The sequence below is a fragment of the Streptomyces sp. NPDC085481 genome, assembly GCF_044541845.1.
Taxonomy (GTDB): Bacteria; Actinomycetota; Actinomycetes; order Streptomycetales; family Streptomycetaceae; genus Streptomyces.
This window is the reverse complement of record NZ_JBITTJ010000008.1, coordinates 113923-133662: the sequence shown is the minus strand read 5'-3', so window position 1 is coordinate 133662 and position 19740 is coordinate 113923. Positions and strand designations below refer to the sequence as shown.

18 protein-coding genes are annotated in these 19740 nt (G+C 74.1%); 10 read left to right on the top strand and 8 right to left on the bottom strand.

Going from position 1 to position 19740, the window contains the following annotated elements; all coding sequences use genetic code 11:
- Nucleotides 1-28: 28 nt before the first annotated feature.
- Together ACIGEZ_RS18900 and ACIGEZ_RS18895 are read right to left on the bottom strand one after the other, a co-directional pair.
- On the bottom strand, nucleotides 29-904 hold the full coding sequence (locus tag ACIGEZ_RS18900; protein ID WP_399832400.1) for a YhjD/YihY/BrkB family envelope integrity protein: 876 nt from the start codon (nucleotides 902-904) through the stop codon (nucleotides 29-31).
- Nucleotides 905-979: 75 nt separating this feature from the next.
- The gene (locus ACIGEZ_RS18895; RefSeq protein WP_399832398.1) at nucleotides 980-1453 is read right to left on the bottom strand and encodes a winged helix-turn-helix transcriptional regulator; all 474 of its coding nucleotides are present in this window, start codon (nucleotides 1451-1453) and stop codon (nucleotides 980-982) included.
- Between the two features lie 135 nt (nucleotides 1454-1588).
- Between ACIGEZ_RS18895 and ACIGEZ_RS18890 the strand changes: the two genes are divergently transcribed.
- A complete protein-coding gene (locus tag ACIGEZ_RS18890) occupies nucleotides 1589-2077 on the top strand; it encodes a PaaI family thioesterase (protein ID WP_399832396.1) in 489 nt (162 codons plus the stop codon).
- Nucleotides 2078-2105: 28 nt separating this feature from the next.
- Here the strand turns inward: ACIGEZ_RS18890 and ACIGEZ_RS18885 are convergent, their stop codons facing one another.
- The gene (locus tag ACIGEZ_RS18885) at nucleotides 2106-2468 is read right to left on the bottom strand and encodes a luciferase family protein (RefSeq protein ID WP_399832394.1); all 363 of its coding nucleotides are present in this window, start codon (nucleotides 2466-2468) and stop codon (nucleotides 2106-2108) included.
- An 84-nt stretch (nucleotides 2469-2552) separates the two neighbouring features.
- Entirely contained in the window at nucleotides 2553-3710 is a 1158-nt protein-coding gene (locus ACIGEZ_RS18880; protein WP_399832392.1) for a PP2C family protein-serine/threonine phosphatase, read from the bottom strand.
- A 277-nt stretch (nucleotides 3711-3987) separates the two neighbouring features.
- Here ACIGEZ_RS18880 and ACIGEZ_RS18875 point away from each other — a divergent pair, with 277 nt between their 5' ends.
- The 5 genes from ACIGEZ_RS18875 to ACIGEZ_RS18855 all read left to right on the top strand — a co-directional run bounded on the left by ACIGEZ_RS18875 (nucleotide 3988) and on the right by ACIGEZ_RS18855 (nucleotide 9797).
- The gene (locus tag ACIGEZ_RS18875; protein WP_399832390.1) at nucleotides 3988-4857 is read left to right on the top strand and encodes an AAA family ATPase; all 870 of its coding nucleotides are present in this window, start codon (nucleotides 3988-3990) and stop codon (nucleotides 4855-4857) included.
- The gene (locus ACIGEZ_RS18870) at nucleotides 4854-6278 is read left to right on the top strand and encodes a VWA domain-containing protein (protein WP_399832388.1); all 1425 of its coding nucleotides are present in this window, start codon (nucleotides 4854-4856) and stop codon (nucleotides 6276-6278) included. Before ACIGEZ_RS18875 ends, ACIGEZ_RS18870 begins: the two co-directional genes overlap by 4 nt.
- A 55-nt stretch (nucleotides 6279-6333) precedes the next feature.
- Nucleotides 6334-6918, top strand: a complete 585-nt coding sequence (locus ACIGEZ_RS18865; RefSeq protein ID WP_399832386.1) for a nucleosidase — start codon at nucleotides 6334-6336, stop codon at nucleotides 6916-6918.
- A gap of 357 nt (nucleotides 6919-7275) precedes the next feature.
- On the top strand, nucleotides 7276-8436 hold the full coding sequence (locus ACIGEZ_RS18860; protein ID WP_399832384.1) for an LLM class flavin-dependent oxidoreductase: 1161 nt from the start codon (nucleotides 7276-7278) through the stop codon (nucleotides 8434-8436).
- Nucleotides 8433-9797, top strand: coding sequence for an NtaA/DmoA family FMN-dependent monooxygenase (locus ACIGEZ_RS18855; protein WP_399832382.1), 1365 nt, complete (start codon nucleotides 8433-8435; stop codon nucleotides 9795-9797). Before ACIGEZ_RS18860 ends, ACIGEZ_RS18855 begins: the two co-directional genes overlap by 4 nt.
- Before the next feature lie 51 nt (nucleotides 9798-9848).
- Here the strand turns inward: ACIGEZ_RS18855 and ACIGEZ_RS18850 are convergent, their stop codons facing one another.
- From ACIGEZ_RS18850 to ACIGEZ_RS18835, 4 genes are all read right to left on the bottom strand, one after another.
- A complete protein-coding gene (locus tag ACIGEZ_RS18850) occupies nucleotides 9849-11699 on the bottom strand; it encodes an alpha/beta fold hydrolase (RefSeq protein WP_399832380.1) in 1851 nt (616 codons plus the stop codon).
- Between the two features lie 198 nt (nucleotides 11700-11897).
- Nucleotides 11898-13043, bottom strand: coding sequence for a PP2C family protein-serine/threonine phosphatase (locus ACIGEZ_RS18845; RefSeq protein ID WP_399832378.1), 1146 nt, complete (start codon nucleotides 13041-13043; stop codon nucleotides 11898-11900).
- 39 nt (nucleotides 13044-13082) lie between these two features.
- Nucleotides 13083-14465 (bottom strand): MFS transporter, encoded by a 1383-nt coding sequence (locus ACIGEZ_RS18840; protein WP_399832376.1) that lies wholly within the window; start codon nucleotides 14463-14465, stop codon nucleotides 13083-13085.
- Complete coding sequence (locus ACIGEZ_RS18835) at nucleotides 14462-15142, bottom strand: TetR/AcrR family transcriptional regulator (RefSeq protein ID WP_399832374.1); 681 nt, start codon at nucleotides 15140-15142, stop codon at nucleotides 14462-14464. The genes ACIGEZ_RS18840 and ACIGEZ_RS18835 overlap by 4 nt, the downstream gene beginning before the upstream one ends.
- Before the next feature lie 320 nt (nucleotides 15143-15462).
- Here ACIGEZ_RS18835 and ACIGEZ_RS18830 point away from each other — a divergent pair, with 320 nt between their 5' ends.
- The 4 genes from ACIGEZ_RS18830 (at nucleotide 15463) to ACIGEZ_RS18815 (ending at nucleotide 19739) form a co-directional block, all read left to right on the top strand.
- A complete protein-coding gene (locus tag ACIGEZ_RS18830; protein WP_399832372.1) occupies nucleotides 15463-16047 on the top strand; it encodes a TMEM165/GDT1 family protein in 585 nt (194 codons plus the stop codon).
- A gap of 70 nt (nucleotides 16048-16117) precedes the next feature.
- Complete coding sequence (locus tag ACIGEZ_RS18825; RefSeq protein ID WP_399832370.1) at nucleotides 16118-16735, top strand: TetR/AcrR family transcriptional regulator; 618 nt, start codon at nucleotides 16118-16120, stop codon at nucleotides 16733-16735.
- On the top strand, nucleotides 16719-18371 hold the full coding sequence (locus tag ACIGEZ_RS18820; RefSeq protein WP_399832368.1) for an acyl-CoA dehydrogenase family protein: 1653 nt from the start codon (nucleotides 16719-16721) through the stop codon (nucleotides 18369-18371). The genes ACIGEZ_RS18825 and ACIGEZ_RS18820 overlap by 17 nt, the downstream gene beginning before the upstream one ends.
- A gap of 69 nt (nucleotides 18372-18440) precedes the next feature.
- The gene (locus tag ACIGEZ_RS18815; RefSeq protein ID WP_399832366.1) at nucleotides 18441-19739 is read left to right on the top strand and encodes a M20 family metallopeptidase; all 1299 of its coding nucleotides are present in this window, start codon (nucleotides 18441-18443) and stop codon (nucleotides 19737-19739) included.
- The last annotated feature ends 1 nt before the right edge of the window (nucleotide 19740 follow it).

Below are 19740 nucleotides of genomic sequence, written 5' to 3'. Positions count from 1 at the left end.
GAGCCCCGTCTCGTGGCGACGCTCGGCGTCAGGCCCCGTCGGGGCCGGGGGGCTCGCGGTGCAGGCGGCGCTCGAGCAGGTGCTCGTGGACGAGGCGTCCGGCGAGGGCGCCTCCGTACACGACGAAGCCCACCCCCACCAGCCAGGACTGGAGGACGAGGACGGTGCCGAACTGTCCGTAGGTGACGGCGTTGGAGGCGATGAGCGGGGAGAAGACGAACTGGGAGAAGACCCGCAGGCCGAGGAGGCCCAGTGCGGTCAGTACGGCCCCCGGGAGGAGGGCGCGCCAGCGGATGCGGCCGCAGAGCAGGAAGCGCTGCGACCACCAGAAGAAGAGGAAGGTGCCGGTGAGGTCGCCGAGGGCGACGCCGAAGGTGATGCCGGCGGGTGAGTCCTCGGGGGCGGGGTGGGCGACGAAGAGGAGCAGGGCGACGACGAGGACCGCGAGCCAGACGACGTGGCGCCACATGGTGTGCCAGCGGGCGGTGGGCAGGTCCCAGGCCCGTTCGTAGCCGGTCTGGACGGCCGATCCGAAGGTCACGCCGAAGGCGGCGAGGGCGGCGAGACCGAAGGCGGTGGTGCGCTGGAGTGCCTGACCCGGCTGGCCGAAGAGGCGTTCGACCTCCTCCTGGGAGACCTCGGAGACGCCGAGGCCCTGGACGAGCCAGCGGGCGAAGCCCTGGCCGCTGGCGAGGTCGGCGGCGGCCACGACGATGAGGAGGGGGACGAGGGTGAGCAGGCTGAGGGCGGCGAACCCCATGGCGCGGTGCATGAGTTCCATCTGGCGTCCGCGGTACCACGCGAGCCCGACCGGTGAGGCGAGGACGCGTTCGTGGAGCCGGTGGAACCAGTGGCCGTGCTCGGCGGGGGCACCGTCGTGGGGCGCACCGGAAGTGGGGGGCATGCCTCGTCGAGTACCCCGTTTGCCGACCGAACCCGTCCGGCATGCCGCCGATCGGGTGCACCGCCGGGGTGGGCCTCAGGGGTGGAGGGGGCGGGCGGCGGGTCCCGGGCGGACGGTCACGTCGTGGGGAGTGAGGGTGAGGCGGTCCTCGCCGGAGCAGACGACCTCGACGCGCACCGGGGCGCCGCAGTCGGAGTGGCTGACGTCGAGGGCGGTGCCGTCGGGGTCGGCGGCGTGGGTGTCGCCCCACTGTTTGAGGGCGAGGAGGACGGGCCACAGGTCGCGGCCCTTGGCGGTGAGGCGGTATTCGGATCGGGTGCGGGCGCCGGGCTCGCGGTACGGCTCGACGCGCAGCACGCCGGCGGCGACGAGCTTGCGGAGCCGGTCGGCGAGGACGGCCTCGGAGAGCCCGAGGTGGCGGCGGAACTCGTCGTAGCGGCGCACTCCGTTGAAAGCGTCCCGCAGGATCAGCAGGGACCACTTCTCGCCCACGAGGTCGAGGGCGCGACGGACCGGGCAGTTCTCGGTGTCCATCTCCAGCCACTTCATCGTCACACTCTAGCCCGCTGACTTCGGCATTGACAGTCAGCTGATGACACGGCTAGCTTCGATCTTAAAAGTCAGATGTCGGCTGGTCGGGCCCCCGGATCGCGCGGAACGGGCCCCGTGCGGAGGGAAACAGCGATGGAGCGGTCACGGACGGTGCGGTGGCAGGACGCGGGGGCCACGGCGAGCGCGGCCGGGACGATGGCGGGCCTGGACTTCCTCCACGAGATCGTCGCCGGCCGGCTGCCGGGGGCGCCGATCGGCGCCCTGCTCGGCTTCGCGCTGGAGGAGGTCGAGCACGGCCGGGCCGTTTTCACCTTCGAGCCCGGCGAGGAGCATTACAACCCGATCGGCAGCGTCCACGGCGGGGTCTACGCGACGCTGCTCGACTCGGCGGCCGGCTGCGCGGTCCACACGACGCTCCCCCAGGGCATGGCGTACACCTCGCTCGACCTGTCGACCCGTTTCCTGCGGCCGATCACCATGGAGACGGGCAAGGTCCGTGCGATCGGCACGGTGCTCAGCCAGGGCCGCCGGACCGCGCTCGCCGAGGCCGGCCTCTACGACGCCCAGGACCGGCTGCTCGGCCACGCGACGAGCACCTGCATGATCTTCCCGACCGGCTGACGCCACACGGCGACAGGCGAAGTCTCCGTCAGCAACGGGTGCGTGTGCAGTGGTCCGGGGCCGGGTCGCACGCGGGGTACGGCTCGCCGGTGGCCTGGAGGGCGGCGCTCACCAGGGTGGCCAGCAGGTCGATGTCCGAGCCCATGTCCAGACGGACCGTCACCCAGCCGGACCCGGCCCGCAGTCGTAGCGCGCTCGATCCGAGGAGGGCCGGGCGAAGCCGGGCGATCATGGCACGGGTGAGGTGGACGTCCGCCTCGTGTTCGCCGTGGAAGTGCACGATCTCCTGCGTCGCGGTGCGCAGTCCGAGCTCGGCGCCGCAGGGTGCACGGTCGGCGATCAGCGAGGGCCAGCTCATCAGACGTTCACTGGCGTGCCTGGCTGTGTTCATACCGAGGAGCGTGCCGCGCCCCGGCGACCTGCACAAGCGCCCTGCGGAAAGAATCCCGCCGAGGCGCGGAACGGCCGATTTCCTTTACGGCGTCGGGCGTTCGCGGACCCGGGCCGCGAGCACCGCGACGTCGTCCTCCGCGGTGTGCGCGTCGAGCCGGCGCAGCACCTCGTCGACGACCGCCTCCGGGCCGGATCCGGGCGGAAGCCGCAGCCCGGCGAGCCTGGCGAGGGAGGCATCGATGTCCTCGCCACGCCGTTCGACCAGGCCGTCGGTGAAGAGCAGCAGGGTGTCGCCCGGGGTGAGGGTGCGGCCGACCGGTTCGTAGCCGCCGAGCCCCGTACCGAGCGGCGGGCCCACGGGGAGCTCCACCAGCCCGGCCGAACCGTCGGCGGCGAAGACGACCGGCGGCAGGTGCCCCGCGCTGGCGAAGGTCGCGGTGTGGCGCGCCGGGTCGACCTGGATCAGCAGGCAGGTCGCCGGGCGGCGGGCTTCGTCCTCGGCGACCACGGCGTCCAGCTGGCGCAGCACCCGGTGCGGCGGCAGATCGGTGCCGGCCACCTCGCGCAGCGCGCTGCGGTAGGCGTTCATGTCCACGGCGGCGGCCAGGCCGTGCCCCATCACGTCGCCGACCACGAGCAGGCTGCGGCCGAAGTGGAGCCGTACGGTCTCGAACCAGTCGCCGCCGACCAGCGTGCGCCGGCCGACCGGGAGATAGCGTCCGGCGATCTCCAGATTGGGATGCGGGCGGCCCGGCTCGGCGACCAGGGCCCGCTGCAGATGGAGGGCGGTGGCCTCGGTGGCGGCCACCCGGCGGGCGTGGCCGAGGTGGAGGGCGGCGAGCTGTGCCGCGTGGGCGACGACCGCGGTCTCGTGCTTGCCGAGGGCGCCGCGGCTCGGGGCCACCCGTACGCATCCCAGCTCCTCACCGTCCCGGGCCACCAGCGGAAACCTCACCACCTCCGGTGCGAGCGGGCCCTCCTGGCCGTCCGGGCCGTCGAGGAGCGCGGTGGCCCCGGCCGCGGCGGTCCGCAGCGGCGGGGCGCCCTCGGGCTGCCGGAGGTCGACGGCGGCCGCCTCGGCCACCCGGCGGACGAGGAAGCCGGCCAGCTCGGCACAGATGGTCCGCTCGTCGAGCGAGGTGCCGATCTCGGCCATCGCGTGCTCCAGGGCGTCGAGCCGGGCGAGGACGGCCGCGTACTCGTCCTCCGGCACGTCCCGCTCCCCTGCTCGCTCGGCCACCGCACCTCCACCGCCGTTCCCCGCTTTCCCATTCCATCAGCGGCCCGTCCGGTGCGCGCGCGACACCTCCCCGACCAGCGACGGGTCACCCTCCGTGAAGCCGGGGACCGGACCGGACCGCACCGTACCGTGCCGACCGGCTGCGCCGACGGCTGTTGCCGTGACGAGATCCTGGAGATGTGCCGCCGGGGCCGCCGCCGAGGCCCATGCGGCCCGCACGCCGGGTACGCTGCGGACTACTGGCCGGTAACTCACGCGTGCACTCCGGGGGACATCCATGACGACCGGGTACTTCAGCTCCGTCGACGAGGTGGCCGAGCGCCTCGCCGCCACCGGCTATCTGGCCTCGGCCGCCGTCGCCACCACGGTCTTCCTCGCCGACCGCCTGGGCAAGCCGCTGCTCGTCGAGGGGCCGGCCGGAGTCGGCAAGACGGAGCTCGCCAAGGCGGTCGCCGCGGTCACCGGGGCGAAGCTGGTCCGGCTCCAGTGCTACGAGGGCGTCGACGAGTCCCGCGCCCTCTACGAGTGGAACCACGCCAAGCAGCTCCTGCGGATCACCGCGGGCCGCGAAGAGAGCTGGGACGAGACCCGCACCGACATCTTCGGCGAGGAGTTCCTGCTCTCCCGCCCCCTGCTCACCGCGATCCGGTCCGACGAGCCGACCGTGCTGCTCGTCGACGAGACCGACAAGGCCGACGTCGAGGTCGAGGGCCTGCTCCTGGAGGTGCTCAGCGACTTCCAGGTGACCGTGCCCGAACTCGGCACCATCACCGCCACCCGCCGCCCCTTCGTCGTCCTCACCTCCAACGCCAGCCGCGAGCTCTCGGAGGCGCTGCGCCGCCGCTGTCTCTTCCTCCACATCGGTTTTCCGGAGGAGGAGTTGGAGCGCCGGATCGTCCGCGCCAAGGTGCCCGGCATCGACGAGGCCCTCGCCGCCTCGGTGGTCCGGGTGGTGGGCGCGCTCCGTGCGATGGACCTGCGCAAGGCGCCCTCGGTGGCGGAGACCGTCGACTGGGCCCGCACCCTGCTCGCGCTCGGCGCGGACACGCTCTCCGAGGAGGTCGTCCGCGACAGCCTGGGCGTGATCCTCAAGCACCAGGAGGACATCCGGCACGCGGCGGCCAAGCTCGACCTGGACGCCGTGTGACCGCCCGCCCCGAGCCCGCACCGCCGCACCCGGGTCCGTACCCGCCGGGCGAGCGGGTCACCGGCCTCGTACGGGCGCTGCGGGCCCACGGCCTCGGGATCGGCACGGGTGAGACCGTCGACGCGGGCCTCGCCCTGGCGGCGGTCGGCTTCGACGACCGGGAGCGGATGCGCGCGGCCCTGGCCGCGACACTGCTGCACGGCGAGGGACAGCGGCAGGTGTTCGACCGTGTCTTCGACCTCTACTTCCCGCTCGTCGAGGGGCGGGAGGAGGAGCCGGGCCCGGGGAGCGACGACGAGCCGGCCGACCCGGCCGCGGAGCCCGCCCGGCTGCGCGACCGTCTCGCCGCCGCGCTCGCCGCCGGCGACGGCACGGCGCTGAACGTGCTGGCAGGCGAGGCCGTGGGCACGCTCGGCGGATACGGTGCGTCGCCCGGGTCGGATGGCTGGTCCTCGTACCGGACGCTGTCCCGGCTGCGACCCGAGACGCTGCTCGCCCGGATCCGGGCGACGCTACGGGAGGGCGGCGGAGGGGAACCGGAGTTCGCCGACCGGCTGACCGACGACGAGATCCGGCGCCGGATCGAGGACTTCCGCGAGCGGGTACGGACCGAGGCGCGCCGCCGGGTGGCCCAGCGGCAGGGTCGCGACCAGGTGGCGCGCCGGGCGGTCGCCACGACCCCGGACCGGGTCGACTTCCTGCTGGCCGGGCGGGCACAGCTGGACGAGCTCCGGCGTACGGTACGGCCGCTGGCGCGGCGGCTGGCCACCCGGCTCGCGGCGCGGCGCCGCCGGGCCGCGCGCGGGGAGATCGATCTGCGGCGCACCCTGCGGCGCTCGCTGTCGACGGGCGGCGTGCCCGTGCGGCCGGTGCTGCGGCGGCGGCGTCCGGGGCGGCCCGAGCTGGTGCTGCTGTGCGACGTCTCGGGTTCGGTGGCCGGCTTCGCGCACTTCACGATGCTGCTGGTGCAGGCGCTGCACGACCAGTTCAGCCGGGTGCGGGTGTTCGCGTTCGTCAACCGGGTGGACGAGGTGACGGACCTGGTGGCCCGTGGCCGTGCGGATCCGGCCGGGCTCGGCGAGCGGATCCTGGCCGAGGCGACGCTGACCGGCTGGCACGGGCAGAGCGACTACGGGACGGCGCTCGGCGAGTTCACCGAGCGGTACCTGGACGCGCTCGGCCCCCGCAGCGTGGCGTTCGTGCTCGGCGACGCCCGTACCAACAACAGCGACCCCAATCTCGCGGCGCTGAGGCTCATCGCGGACCGGGCCCGCCGGGTGTACTGGCTGAACCCGGAGCAGCCCGCGCTCTGGTCGACCGGCGACTCGGTCGCCCACGCGTACGCGGAGCTGGTCGAGATGCGTCCCTGCCGCAACGCACGGCAGCTCGGGGAGCTCATCGCCCGTCTCCTCCCGGTCTGAGCCGGCCCGAAGGCAACCGGAGCGGTCCCCACCGCTCACCAGGTAGCGTGGCCGCATGGAACTCATCGGTGAGATCACGGCCGGCCGCCCCCTGCTCGTCCTCGCGGTCAAGGAGGAGGCCCAGCACCTCGACACGGACCTGCCGGTGCTGCTCACGGGCATGGGGAAGGTCAACGCGGCGACGGCACTCGCGACGGTCCTCGCCCGCGGGCCGCGGCCCTCCGGAATCGTCAACCTGGGCACGGCGGGCGCGCTGCGCACCGGCTGGACCGGCACCCACGTCGTCGGCACGGTGATCCAGCACGACCTCGACGGCGAACTGCTCGCCTCCCTCACCGGCGAGACGTACGGGGCTCCGCTCACCCTGCCGGACGGCGGCGACGTGGTCCTCGCGACCGGTGACGCGTTCATCTCCGACGACGTGGCGCGGGAGCGGCTCGCGGCCCGGGCCGCCCTGGTGGACATGGAGGGTTACGCGCTGGCGAGCGCGGCCGGTCTCGCCGGGGTGCCGCTGCGCATCGTCAAGCACGTCAGCGACGAGGCGGGCGAGGGCGCGGCCCGCAGCTGGCGCGAGTCGGTGGCCGAGTGCGCACGGGCGCTCGCCGACTGGGCGGCGGCGAACACGCCGTACCGCTCCTGATCCGGACGCCCGCCGGACGGCCCCGCCTTGACATTCCCGAACGCCCTCCGGACGGCCGCACCTTGACATTCCGGAACCGCGCCTGCCTAAGCTGAGGCATTCCCTTTCCGGATCCTGGAGGCCCCCGTGCACGCACCGACCGCCGCGCCGCGTCGCGGCCGTGGTGAGGTGTGGTCGGAGGCCCTGCTGTGCTGCCGGCGGCATGTGGACTTCTGCCGCACCGCCTCCGCGATCTGTCCTTCCGCGCACCGCTGAATTCCGCCCCGTCGCCGCGCCCGAGCGCGGCCTCGGGCCGGCGCGTGCCGTCACGGCCGCGCGCCGCCGTGTTCCGCCGTGTATTTTCCGGAAGGACCTCCCATGCCTCACCCTGCCCTGCACCTGGCCGTCGAGATCGACGGCGACGGTGCCCATCCGGCCGCCTGGCGCCGTGCCGCGCACGCGCCCGGTGAACTGCTGACGCCCCGTCGGGTCGCCAAGGTCGCGGCCGTCGCCGAGAACGCCGGCTTCACCCTGGTCACCCTGGACGACTCCGTGCTGCCGCCGGACTCCGCCGCCGCGGGCGGTCCCGCCGGGCGGCTCGGGGCCGTGGAGCGGGCCGCGTTCATCGCCGCGTCCACGAGCGTGATCGGGGTGGCGCCGGTGGTGGGGACCACGTACGCCGAGCCGTTCCACGTCTCCACCCGGATCGCCTCGCTCGACCATGTCTCCGTCGGCCGGGCCGGCTGGGTCGTGGGAGTCGAGGAGAGCGCCGGGGCCGCCCGTGCCTGGGGCAGGCCCCGCGTCGAGGGCGAGGCCGCGCTGCGCCGCGAGGCTCGCGACGGGCTGCGGGTGGCGCGGGACCTGTGGGACTCGTGGGAGGACGACGCCGTCGTCAGGTCGGTCGCCACGAGCCGCTACCTCGACGGCGAACGGCTGCACTACATCGACTTCGAGGGAGAGACCTACCGTGTGAAGGGCCCGGCGATCGTGCCCCGCCCGCCGCAGGGCAGGCCCGTGGTCCTCGCCCCCGCCGGACTCGTCCCCGCGGAGTTGCCCGACATCGCGCTGGTCGAGGGCGACTCCCCCGCGCGCCTCGGCGAGGCGGCGGCCGCCTCCGGCGCGCCGCTCGCGTTCGCCGAGATCGAGGTGGCCCTGGACACCCCGGCCGAGTCCGCCGAGGAGCGGATCGCGGACCTGGGGCGCTTCGCGCCGTGGGAGACCACACCGGGCCGACTGCGCTACACCGGCTCCGCGCAGGGATTCGCCGCGCTCCTTGAGGAGTTGAGCGCCCTGGTCGACGGCGTGCGGCTGCACCCGCTGGTCCTGGACGAGGACCTGTCGGTGCTCTCCCGGCTCGTCCTGCCCGAGCTGCTCGTACGGCGGGTGGCCGCGCGGCCGCTGCCCGGCACCACGCTCCGTACCACCCTCGGACTCCCCCGCCCGGAGAACCGTTTCACCACAGCCGGAAGCGCCACCACGCGAAGCACCGCCCTCACCAGCGCAGCCACCGCCACCGCCACCCAGGAGGGGACCCGATGACCGGCACCGACCCGCACGACGTCCCCCGCCCCGACGCCCAGCTGCACTTCGGCGTCTTCTTCCAGGGCGTGAACCACTGGACCGTCTGGTCCGACCCGGCGAGCGGCTCCCAGCTCGACCCGGCCTCCTTCCGCAAGGTCGCCCAGACCGCCGAACGCGGCCTGTTCGACGCCTTCTTCCTCGGCGACGGCCTGCGGCTGCGCGAGACCGACGGACGGATCCACGAACTGGACGTCGCCGGACGCCCCGACTCGCTCGCCCAGCTCTCGGCGCTCGCGGCCGTCACCCACCGGATCGGCCTGGTGTCCACCTCCAACACGACCTTCAACGAACCGGGGGATCTCGCCCGCCGCCTGGCCAGCCTCGACCTGCTCTCCCAGGGCCGGGCCGGCTGGAACGTGGTGACCACCGACAACGCCTGGACCGGCGCCAACTTCCGGCGCGGCGGCTTCCTCGACCACGCCGACCGCTACCGGAGGGCGGAGGAGTTCCTGCACCTCGCCCGCGCGATCTGGGACGGCTGGGCGGACGGCGCGGTGAACGGGACGGCCGAGGCCCGCACCTGGTCCGTGCCGGGCACGATCGGCCGGGTGCGGGCGGCGGGTCCGCAGTTCGACGTCGACCTGGTGCCGACCCTGCCGCGCAGCCCCCAGGGGCACCCGGTGATCTTCCAGGCGGGCGACTCGCCGGACGGCCGGGACTTCGCGGCGCGCAACGCGGACGTCGTCTTCTCCGCCCACGGCCAGGACTTCGACGACGCGCTCGCCTTCGCCGAGGACCTCCGGCGCCGGCTGCGCGCGGCGGGGCGGCCGGAGGACGCGCTGCGGATCCTGCCGGGTACGGAGATCGTCATCGGCGCGACGGAGAAGGAGGCGGAGGAGAAGGCCCGCTGGGTGCGGCTCGAACAGGTCACTCCGGCGACCGCCCTCGCCATCGCGGGCCGGCTGTGGAACCGCGATCTGTCGGAGCGCGACGCGGACGGGCCGCTGCCCGCCGAGGACCCGGTGGTGGAGGAGAACACCGGTGCGTTCGGCTCCGCGCGGATCGCCGATCCGCGGGCGGTGGCCGCCGAGTGGCGGGCGAAGGCGGAGGCCAACGGCTGGTCGCTGCGGGAGGCGGTGATCGAGCTGGGCCCGCAGCGCGGGCACGTGGGCACGCCGTCCGGTCTCGCCGAGAAGTTCGTCCGCTTCGTGCGGCACGGGGCGCTCGACGGGTTCAACATCTCGCCGTATCTGATCCCGGACGGCCTGGACGACATCGTGGACCTGCTGATCCCCGAGCTCCAGGAGCGCGGGGCGTACCGGACGGCGTACACGGGCACGACCCTGCGCGAGCATCTCGGCCTGCCCGTGCCGGCCTGATGTGCCGAGCCGGAGGGGGACCGGGCGCGTAGCCCGGTCCCCCAAGGGCACTCAGCCCAGCGGCAGTTCGAGCACCGCGCCGCCGTCCTCGCCCCCGGACGAGGAGACGACGGTCTGCGTCCACACCACCGACACGTCCCCGTACAGCGGGTCCTTGCTGTCGATGACCAGCATCAGGCGGTGGCCCGCGGGGATGTCGTACGCGGCCGCCTGCAGCTCCCAGGAGACCTCGCGGTCCTCGCCCGGGGTCAGACCCTCGACGTTGAGCGGCTCATGGGTGATGATCCGCGCGGTGTCGTCCTCGGCGACGTCGAAGAGGTGGGCGATCAGGGTCGCCGACGCCACCGTGGAGCGGACGGTCAGCCGCAGCCTCGGGATGCCGCGCACCCGGCGGGCGGCCGTGCCGCTCGGGGGCACCGTGAGCGGCTCCGTCGTCCAGACCAGGGCGTGCGTGCGGTCGATCTTCCGGGTGTCGTAGATCTTCGGATTGCCGAACCACTCCGCCCGGCCGGTCTCCATGATCTTGTCCATGGCCATGGCCTCGGTGTCGACGCCCGCGATGAAGGCGCGCTCCCAGCCCTCCGCCGCCGGGGCGGCCGGGACCAGCCCGCCGTCGGTACCGCCCCCGCCGCCGCCCGTGAGGGCGAGGAACTCGACGGCGGTGGTGATCTCGCTCCAGTCGGCGCTGGTCTCGCGCAGGGCCGGTTCGACGATCTCGTTCTCGCCGGTGGGCTGCCCGGTCTCCGGGTCGCGTACGGGGACCGTGCGGTAGGTGAACATGACCTGGTTGCTGATCGCGGGCCAGTCCTCCACCCCGTTCCGCTCGCCCTTGAGGTGGTGGTCGAGCCAGGCGTACGCCTCCTGCATCGGGATGTTGACGTCGCCGGGCCTCGCAGGCGGGGCGACGAGTCCGCGGCCCTCGGGGACGGCGTGGTCGCCGATCCACATGTTGAGCCGCTTGGGGACGTCCAGCGCGTCGAAGGTCCGCAGGACCTGGTTGGCCGCGAACAGGCCCTCGTGCCAGGTGTTGGAGAAGAAGGTCGGTGTCCCCTTCTCGTTGGTCAGGGTGAGGTACGACTCGGGGGCGCGCCGGGTGCCCCAGGCGACCACGGTGTCCATGTTCCGGCCTGCCTGGAAGTCCGCGAGGATGCCGCGGTTGCGCTCGCCGAACTTGTCCTCGACCGTCCCGCCGGTCAGCGCGAGCAGGGCGTTGACGGCGGCGATGTGGCGCACGCCGTTGTCGTAGAGGCAGGTGGCGAGGTTGCCCCAGGTGCTGAGGGCGACGACGGCCTGGACCCGGTCGTCGTGGGCGGCCACGAGCTGGCTGATGCCGGAGCCGTAGGACTCGCCGAGGAAGCCGATGGCGCTCGGCCCGAAGCGCTCGACGGCGAAGTCGACGACGGCCGAGCCGTCGGCCCAGTCGTCGGGGCCCGCGACGTCGATGAAGCCCGGGGAGGTCGACGGCAGGCCCCTGATGCCCAGGCCCCGGGGGGTGTAGGCGACGACGTGGTAGCCCTTGGCCGCGAGGGTGAGGTACGCGTACATGAAGGGCGCCCAGCCGAAGGGCTGCCAGCCGGCCGGGAGGACGACGAGTGGGTGCGCGCCGGGGGCGAGCTGCCGGAGGGTGAAGGCGGAGAGCCGGATGTCGTCGGTGGTCTCGATGCGTGGGAAGCCGGGCAGGGCGATCCCGCGGACCTGCGTGACGAGCTCGGCGAGTTCGTCGGGGAGCAGGTCGGTGCGCCCGTCGGGTTCCATCGCCGCGGTCAGGGTCTGGCCGAGGCGGACGGCGTCGGGGTCGACCGTCCCGTCCGGGGCCCACAGGCCACGTGCGGCGACGCGGGCGACGTCGGCCTCCGTGACGGCTTCGGTGATGAACGAGCTGAAGGTGTTGTCCTCGGGCACGTGCACCCGTTCCTCTCGTTGGTCCGGCAGTTCCGTGCGCGGCGCGTCCGCATTGCGGACGGTTGACGCATGGTCAGCAAGCCTGGCCCATTGCGGACAGAGTCACCAGAGAGCGCATGAAGGGCGCGTGAGACACCCAACCGGGACACCGGAGACACCGGTCGCCCGGTTTCCCACGTTTGAGGACGGCCCGGCCCGTCAGGGCTGTGCCGCCGGGAGGGGTGCGCCGCGCTCGACGGCCGGTTCCTGTGGTCGTACGACGAGCAGCGCGGCCACGTCGTCGTCGAGGTCGCCCGCACCGTAGGCGGCGAGGTCCCGGTGGAGCAGCGACAGCACCCGGTCCCCCGGCTCGTCCGCCCAGGCGCCGAGCCGCTCCTCCAGCGGGTAGAAACGGCCGGCCCAGTCGCGGGTCTCGCTCACCCCGTCGGTGAACAGCAGCAGCCGGTCGCCCGGGCTGAACGGCACCTCCTCGATGCGGTGCCGGGAGGCGCACAGACCCGCGAGGTTGACCGGCAGGGACGGGTCGGTGAAGTCCACCGTGCGCACCCGGCCGTCGTGTTCGAGCAGCGGGGCCGGGTGACCGCAGCTGAGGAGCCGTACGACGTCCCGGTCGTCGGGGAGTTCGATGAGCAGGACGGTGGCGAAGCGCTCGGCGGCGTCGGAGTCCGGGTCCCAGGCCCCGTACCGCTGCAGGCCCTCTTCGAGCCGGTCGGCGAGTTCGGCGAGGTCGGTCGCGTCGGTGACGGCGGCGCGGTAGGCGCCGAGCAGCACGGAGGCCGTCTCCACGGCGCCGAGCCCCTTGCCCTGGACGTCGCCGAGCATCACGCGGACGGCGCCGGGGATCCGTACGGCCTCGTAGAAGTCGCCGCCGATGCGGGCCTTGGCGGCGGCCGCGAGGTAGAGGAGGTGGAGTTCGACGCGGCCGAGCCGGGGCGCCAGCGGGCGGAGCACCACGCGCTGGACGACCTCGGCGACGGCCATGACGTCGCGCATGTCGCGCTCGTAGCTGGTGCGGACCCGGCTGACCCAGACGGCCGCGGCGATGACGGCGGCGAGGACCAGCTCGGCGGCGACGATGTCCTGGACCGAGTCGCCCTGCGCGAGGGCCAGGCCGAGCCGCAGCGCCATGGCGAGCAGGCCGATGGCGATGGTGCCGCGCACGCTCCAGGTGACGGCGGCGAGCGCGGGACCGATGACGAGGAGCCGGTCGAAGTGCTGCCCCTGCGAGGTGACGAGGTCGACGACCACCACGAGGGCGAGGGCCAGGAAGGGCAGCGCGAGGCCGAGGTTGAGCTGGGTGCGCTTTCCCCGCGCGGAGGGAGCGCGATGACCACCGGTGGGCATTGCATGATCGTACGTAGCGGCCGGGCGTGGAGCCCGGCGTTACGGCGCCGCTGGCGTGTCCGCGGCCGGCCGCCGGTGCGGGCCCGGCAGGCCGAGGGCGGCCGGGACGGCCAGCGCGGCGACGGCGGCGAGCGCGGGCAGGGCGCTGCCCGAGGCGATGAGCAGGGAGGCGAGGGCGACGCCGAGGACGGGGCCGGTGTTCATCGCGGTCTGCTGCAGTCCTCCGGCGACACCGGCGTGTTCCTCCGCCGCCCGGTGGACGACGACGGAGGTCGCCGTCACCATCACCGTCCCGAACCCGGCGCCGATCAGCGCCGCCGAGCCGCAGGTCGCGAGCGCGGAGCCGGTCACGGCGGGCCACCCGAGCAGCCCCACGCCCGCCGCCGTGAGCACGGCTCCGGCCGTGGCCGTGGTCCGCGCGCCGATACGCCGCTGGAGTACGGCGGCGACCGGCGCCCCGAGGACCATGAGCAGGGCGAGGGGAACCATCCGCAGGGCGGTGTGCACCGGGTCGAGGCCGAGGATGTCCTGGAGGAGGTAGGTGGCGGTGAACAGGGTGCCGGACAGGGCGGCCGACACGGCGAGCAGGGCGGCGAGTCCGGCGGCGACGGGTCCCCGCCGCAGCAGCCCCGCCGGGAGCAGAGGGTGCGGGGCGCGCCGCTCGTGCCGTACGAGGAGGAGGGCGGCGACCGCGGCGGCGGCGAGGGCGGCCGGGGTGCCGGTGACGAGCCCGTGGACGAGGCAGGCGAGCGCGAGGCCGAGGAGGCAGGCGCCGGGCAGGTCCAGGGCGCCGGGTCCGGCGGGCGCGGTGCGGCGCGGTGCGGGTATCGCCAGGCAGAGCAGGGCGATGGCCAGGGTGGGCGGCACGCCGATCAGGAACACCGCCCGCCAGCCGTAGGCCCCGACCAGGGCGCCGCCGACGAGCGGACCGGCAGCGGCGGCGAGGCCGATCGCGCTGGTGCGCAGGGCGACGGGCATCCCGAGCCGCTCCGGCGGATAGGCGGCCCGCAGCATCCCGAGCGTGGCGGGCTGGAGCAGCGCACCGGCCACCCCCTGCAGCACGCGCAGTCCGATCACCCAGCCGACGCCGGGCGCGAGGGCGATCCCGGCGGAGGCCACGGCGAAGCCGAGGGCGCCGAGGGCGAAGACCCGGCGGTGCCCGAACCGGTCGCCGAGCCGCCCCGAGAACACCAGGAGGCTCGCGACGGCGACCAGATAGCCGGTGCTGGTCCACTGCACCTGCCCGACCTCGGCGCCGAGATCGCGCTGGAGCAGGGGCTGGGCGATGGTCAGGACGGTGCCGTCGAGGGCGACGACGGCGGCACCGACGACGCTGCACGCGAGGGCGAGGGCCCGGTGCAGCCGCTCGGGGCCTTCCGGACGTGCGACTGCGGCCTTCTCGTCCGTGAGCCGCCCGCTCATCGGCCGTCCTCCGCCGACCCGAGGTGCGCCCGCAGGGCGGCGGCGAGCAGCGGCTCCACGTCGTCCGCTCCCGTGGCGAGCCGCAGGCTGCCCCAGCGCCAGAGCTGGGCGATGCCGTGCAGGTTGGCCCACAGGGCGCCGGCGGCCGTGGCGGGGTCGGCGTCCGGGCGGACCCGGGCTACCAGGGCGGCGAGGCGGCCGAAGAGCGGGAGGCTCGTGTCGCGCAGGCCGAGACGGCCGCTCTCCAGGAGGTCGTGGCGGAACATCAGCTCGTACATCCCGCTGTGGGTCCGCGCGAAGTCGAGGTAGCCGCGGGCCAGGGCCTCGATGCGGGCGCGGGGGTCGGTGCACTCTCCCCCGGCCGCCTCGCCCGCGCCCGCCTCGCCCGCGCCCGCCTCGCTCCGGGCCTCCTCGTCCGCGCCTGCCGCGTCCGCTTCGGCCGCGTCCGCTTCGGCCGTCCGTGCGGCGAGCTCTCGGAAGCCCTCCCGGGCGATGGCCGAGAGCAGGTCGAGGTGGGTCGGGAAGTGGCGGCGCGGGGCGCCGTGGGAGACGCCGGCACGGCGGGCGATCTCGCGGAGCGAGAGGGCCTGGACGCCCTCGCCGTCGACGAGCTCGACGCCGGCACGGACGAGTCGGTCGTGCAGTCCGGCTTCGGGGAGCTGGGGTTCTGTGGGCATGACCCCGTTCTAGTCGATCTTCGTAGACACTGTCTACCCTTTTCGTAGACGGTGTCTACGAAGATCGGCGGCGGTGTCCGTTAGACTGATGGGCAGCGAAGGGGAGTAGCCCTGCGAACCGGTCGTCGACACACTGGAACCCCCGGGTTCCCGGTGACCGGGCCCAAGCGGAAGCGCGGGCGGGCGAGACCTTCGGCCAGGCATCAACGCCGCGTCCGCACCTGTGGGCGTGGTTCGTCATGCCGGGCCGAGTGGTCCTCCCGTCGCCCACCGAGGTGCCGTGTCGATCCCGGGCCCGGTCCCAGCAGAGAGCACCCGGTATGCACCTCGACCCCTTGGCGATCCTCACCGCCTTCGGGCTGATCTTCCTCGCCGAACTTCCCGACAAGACGATGTTCGCGTCCCTCGCCATGGGCACGCGCATGCGTCCGCTGTACGTCTGGTTCGGCACCTCGACCGCGTTCGTCGTCCACGTGGCGATCGCCGTCGGCGCCGGCAGCCTGATCGGACTCCTGCCCGACTGGATCGTCAAGCTCGTCTCGGCCCTGCTGTTCGCCTTCGGCGCGTTCATGCTGCTGCGCGGCGGGGGCGACGACGACGAGGACGCCGCGGGCGGCAGGACCGTGACCGGCTTCTGGCCCGTCTACTCCACCGCCTTCATGGCCGTGTTCATCAGCGAGTGGGGCGACCTGACCCAGATCACCACGGCCAACCTCGCCGCCACCAACGGCACCTGGTCGACCGCGATCGGCTCCGCCGCCGCCCTCATGAGCGTCTCGGCACTCGCCCTCGTCGCGGGCCGCTTCATCGCCAAGCGCGTCCCGCTCAAGACGGTGCAGCGGATCGGCGGCCTGTGCATGGCGGCCCTCGCGATCTGGTCCCTGGTGGAGATCTTCGCCGGCTGACCACCGGGTGGGCGCGCAGGGCGGCGAGTCATCCCTTGCTGAAGGTGTGAATCACTGCTTCACTTCTTCCATGCCGTACCGACGCACGCCCGCCGTCCAGGCCCGCCTCGACGCACAGCGCATCGCCGTGGTCGAGGCGGGCCTCGGGCTGCTCGCCGAGCACGGGTACGCCGGCTGCACGGTGGCCGCCGTCGCCGCGCGCGCGGGGATCGCCACCGGCAGCGTGTACCGCCATTTCCCCAGCAAGGCCGAGCTCTCCGTCGAGCTGTTCCGCACGGTCGTCGGGCGCGAGGTCGCCGCCGTCTCGGAGGCCGCGGCGATGCCCGCGCACCGGACGGCAGCCGAGCGCGTCGTCGCCGTCATAGAGACCTTCGCGAGCCGCGCCCTGAAGTCGCCGCGACTCGCCTACGCGCTGCTCGCCGAGCCGGTCGACCCGGCCGTCGACGCCGAACGGCTGGTCTTCCGGCGCGCGTTCCGCGATGTCTTCGCCGAGCGCATCGCCGCCGGCGTCCGCAGCGGCGAACTCCCGCCCCAGGACGCCCCGCTCACCGCCTCCGCGCTCGTCGGCGCGGGCGCGGAGGCGCTGATCGGCCCGCTGACGGAAGGGTCCGTCGGACCCGGCACCGTCCCCGCCCTGGTCACCTTCACCCTGCGAGCCCTGGGAGTTCCCGATGCCGACCACGCATGAGGTCACCAACCAAGTTCCGCCGCTCACCGGTTACGACGTCTCGGCCGACCCGGCGCTCCTGGAGGCGCTGCGCCGCGAGGGCGCCGGCTGGGCGGAGGCCGACGTCCGCGAGCTGGGGGTGATGGCGGGCGGCCTGCAGGCACAGGAGTGGGGGCGGCTCGCGGAGCGGCACTCCCCGGTGCTGCACACCCACGACCGGTACGGCCACCGGATCGACGAGGTCGAGTTCCACCCGTACTGGCACGAGCTGATGACCGTGGCCGTCCGGCACGGACTGCACGGCGCGCCCTGGAGCGACGGCCGGACGGGCGCCCATGTCGCACGTGCCGCGAAGGTGTTCGTGTGGGGGCAGGCCGATCCGGGACACCTGTGCCCCGTCTCGATGACCTACGCGGCGGTACCGGCGCTGCGCGCCGAGCCCGGGCTGGCCGCGGTGTACGAGCCGCTGCTGACCTCCCCGTACTACGACTTCGGGCTGCGGGTGCCGACGGAGAAGCGCGGGATCATCGCCGGGATGTCGATGACCGAGAAGCAGGGCGGCTCGGACGTCCGCGCCAACACCACGCGCGCGGTCCCGACCGGCGAGGCCGGTCTGTACGCGCTGACCGGGCACAAGTGGTTCACCTCTGCGCCCATGTCGGACGTCTTCCTCACCCTCGCCCAGGCGCCCGGCGGGCTGTCCTGCTTCCTCGTGCCGCGCGTGCTGCCGGACGGCTCGCGCAACCCGATCCGCCTCCAGCGCCTGAAGGACAAGCTCGGCAACCGGTCCAACGCCTCCAGTGAGATCGAGTACGAGGGTGCCCTCGGCCGGCTCGTCGGCGAGGAGGGCCGGGGGGTCGCCACCATCATCCGGATGGTGAACATGACCCGGCTCGACTGCGCCGTCAGCTCGGCGTCCGGGATGCGCCAGGGCCTCGTCCAGGCCGTCCACCACGCCACGCACCGCAGCGCGTTCGGCGCGCGTCTGGCCGACCAGCCCCTGATGACCAACGTGCTGGCCGACCTGGCCGTCGAGGCGGAGGCGGCGACGATCGCCGCGCTGCGCCTCGCGGGCGCCGTGGACCGGGCGGCCGCCGGGGACGCCGAGGAGGAGCAGCTGCGCCGGCTCGGCCTCGCGGTCACCAAGTACTGGGTCTGCAAGCGGGCCCCCGTCCACGCGGCCGAGGCCCTGGAGTGCCTGGGCGGCAACGGCTACGTCGAGGACTCGGGGCTCCCCCGGCTCTACCGCGAGTCGCCGCTCCCCTCCATCTGGGAAGGCTCGGGCAACGTGGCCGCGCTCGACGTGCTGCGCGCGATGGCCCGTCAGCCCCAGGCGGTCGAGGCCTTCTTCGCCGAGGTCGACCGCGCGGCGGGCGCCGACCGCCGCCTGGACGCGGCGGTGGTCCGGCTGCGCAAGGACCTCGCCGGCCTCGGCGACCCGGACACCCTCCAGTACCGCGCCCGCCGGCTGGTCGAGCAGCTCGCCCTGGTCCTCCAGGGCTCGCTCCTCGTCCGTCACGGCCACCCGGCCGTCGCCGACGCCTTCTGCGCCTCCCGACTGGACGGCGACTGGGGCATCGCCTTCGGCACCCTCCCGCCCGGCCTGGACACGGCGACGATCGTCGAGCGAGGCGCGCCGGGCTTCCCGGCCTCGTAGCCGGGGCCGGGGCGCCAGCGTGCGAGGCTGGTGAGGCACGTCCATCCCTCAGGCGAGACGGAGGCCTTGGTGAGCACCGGACCGATCGACGAGGAGATCCGCGCGGAGCTCGACCGGCGCGCGGAGCGGACGGCCGCACAGGTGGTCGCCTGGCGCCACCACCTGCACCGCCATCCGGAGCTGCCCAACCGTGAGGAGAAGACGGCCGCGTTCGTGGCGGACCTCCTGCGCTCGCTCGGTCTGGACGAGGTGCGCACCGGGATCGCGGGACACGGCGTGGTGGGAGTCCTGAGGGGTGGGCTGCCGGGCGCGCGGACGGTGGCCCTGCGGGCCGACATCGACGCACTGCCGGTGCAGGACCTGTGCGGGGCGGCGTTCGCGTCCGAGACGGTCGACGCCGACTATCCGGGCGGCCCGTTCCCGGTCTCGCACGCCTGCGGGCACGACTGTCACACCGCGATGCTGATGGGCGCGGCGAGCGTCCTCGCCGGGGCGCGCGAACGGCTGCCCGGAAAGGTGTTGTTCGTCTTCCAGCCGGCCGAGGAGGGACCGCCGGTCGCCGAGGCCGGCGGGGCCCGGGCCATGGTCGCCGCGGGCGCCTTCGCGGCGCCGGTGCCGACGATGGTGTTCGGCATGCACGTCACGCCGTACCCCAAGGGGTACGTGGGCTACCGCGTCGGCAACCAGTACGCGGCCTCGACCCTCGTGCGGATCGTCGTCACCGGCAGACAGGTGCACGGCTCCACACCCTGGCAGGGCGTCGACCCGATGCCGGCGGCCGGCGCGATCCTCACCGGGATCGGGCAGCTCTACCGCCAGGTCTCGGCGTTCGACGCGGTGACCGTCAGCATCGGGCACGTCGAGGACGTCGGCCGCTTCAACATCATCGGCCAGACCGTCACCCTCTGGGGCACCGTCCGCTGTGCGGTGGAGTCGGACATGGCGGAGGTCCAGCGGCGCCTGACGACGCTCGCCGAGCACTCGGCGGCCGCGTACAACGCCACGGCGGCCGTGGACTACCTGCAGGCGGTGCCGCCGGTGCACAACAGCGCCGAGTGGGTGGCGGCCGGCCTGCCGACGCTGCGCCGGGTCGTCGGCGAGGAGCGGGTCGTCGAGACCGGCGGGACCCTCGGCTACGACGACGTGTCCGAGTTCGTCGACCGCTTCGGCGGCCTGTACGTGATGCTCGGCGTCCAGGACGCGACCCTGGACGAGGCCGGCCGGCCGGTCCCGCAGCCCGGAGGCCGCGGCCTGGTCACCAACCACAACCCGCACTTCTACGCGGACGACGACACCCTGGTCACCGGGGTCCGGCTGCACGCGCACGTGGCGTACGACCACCTGACGGGCGCCCTCACGACCGGGTAGG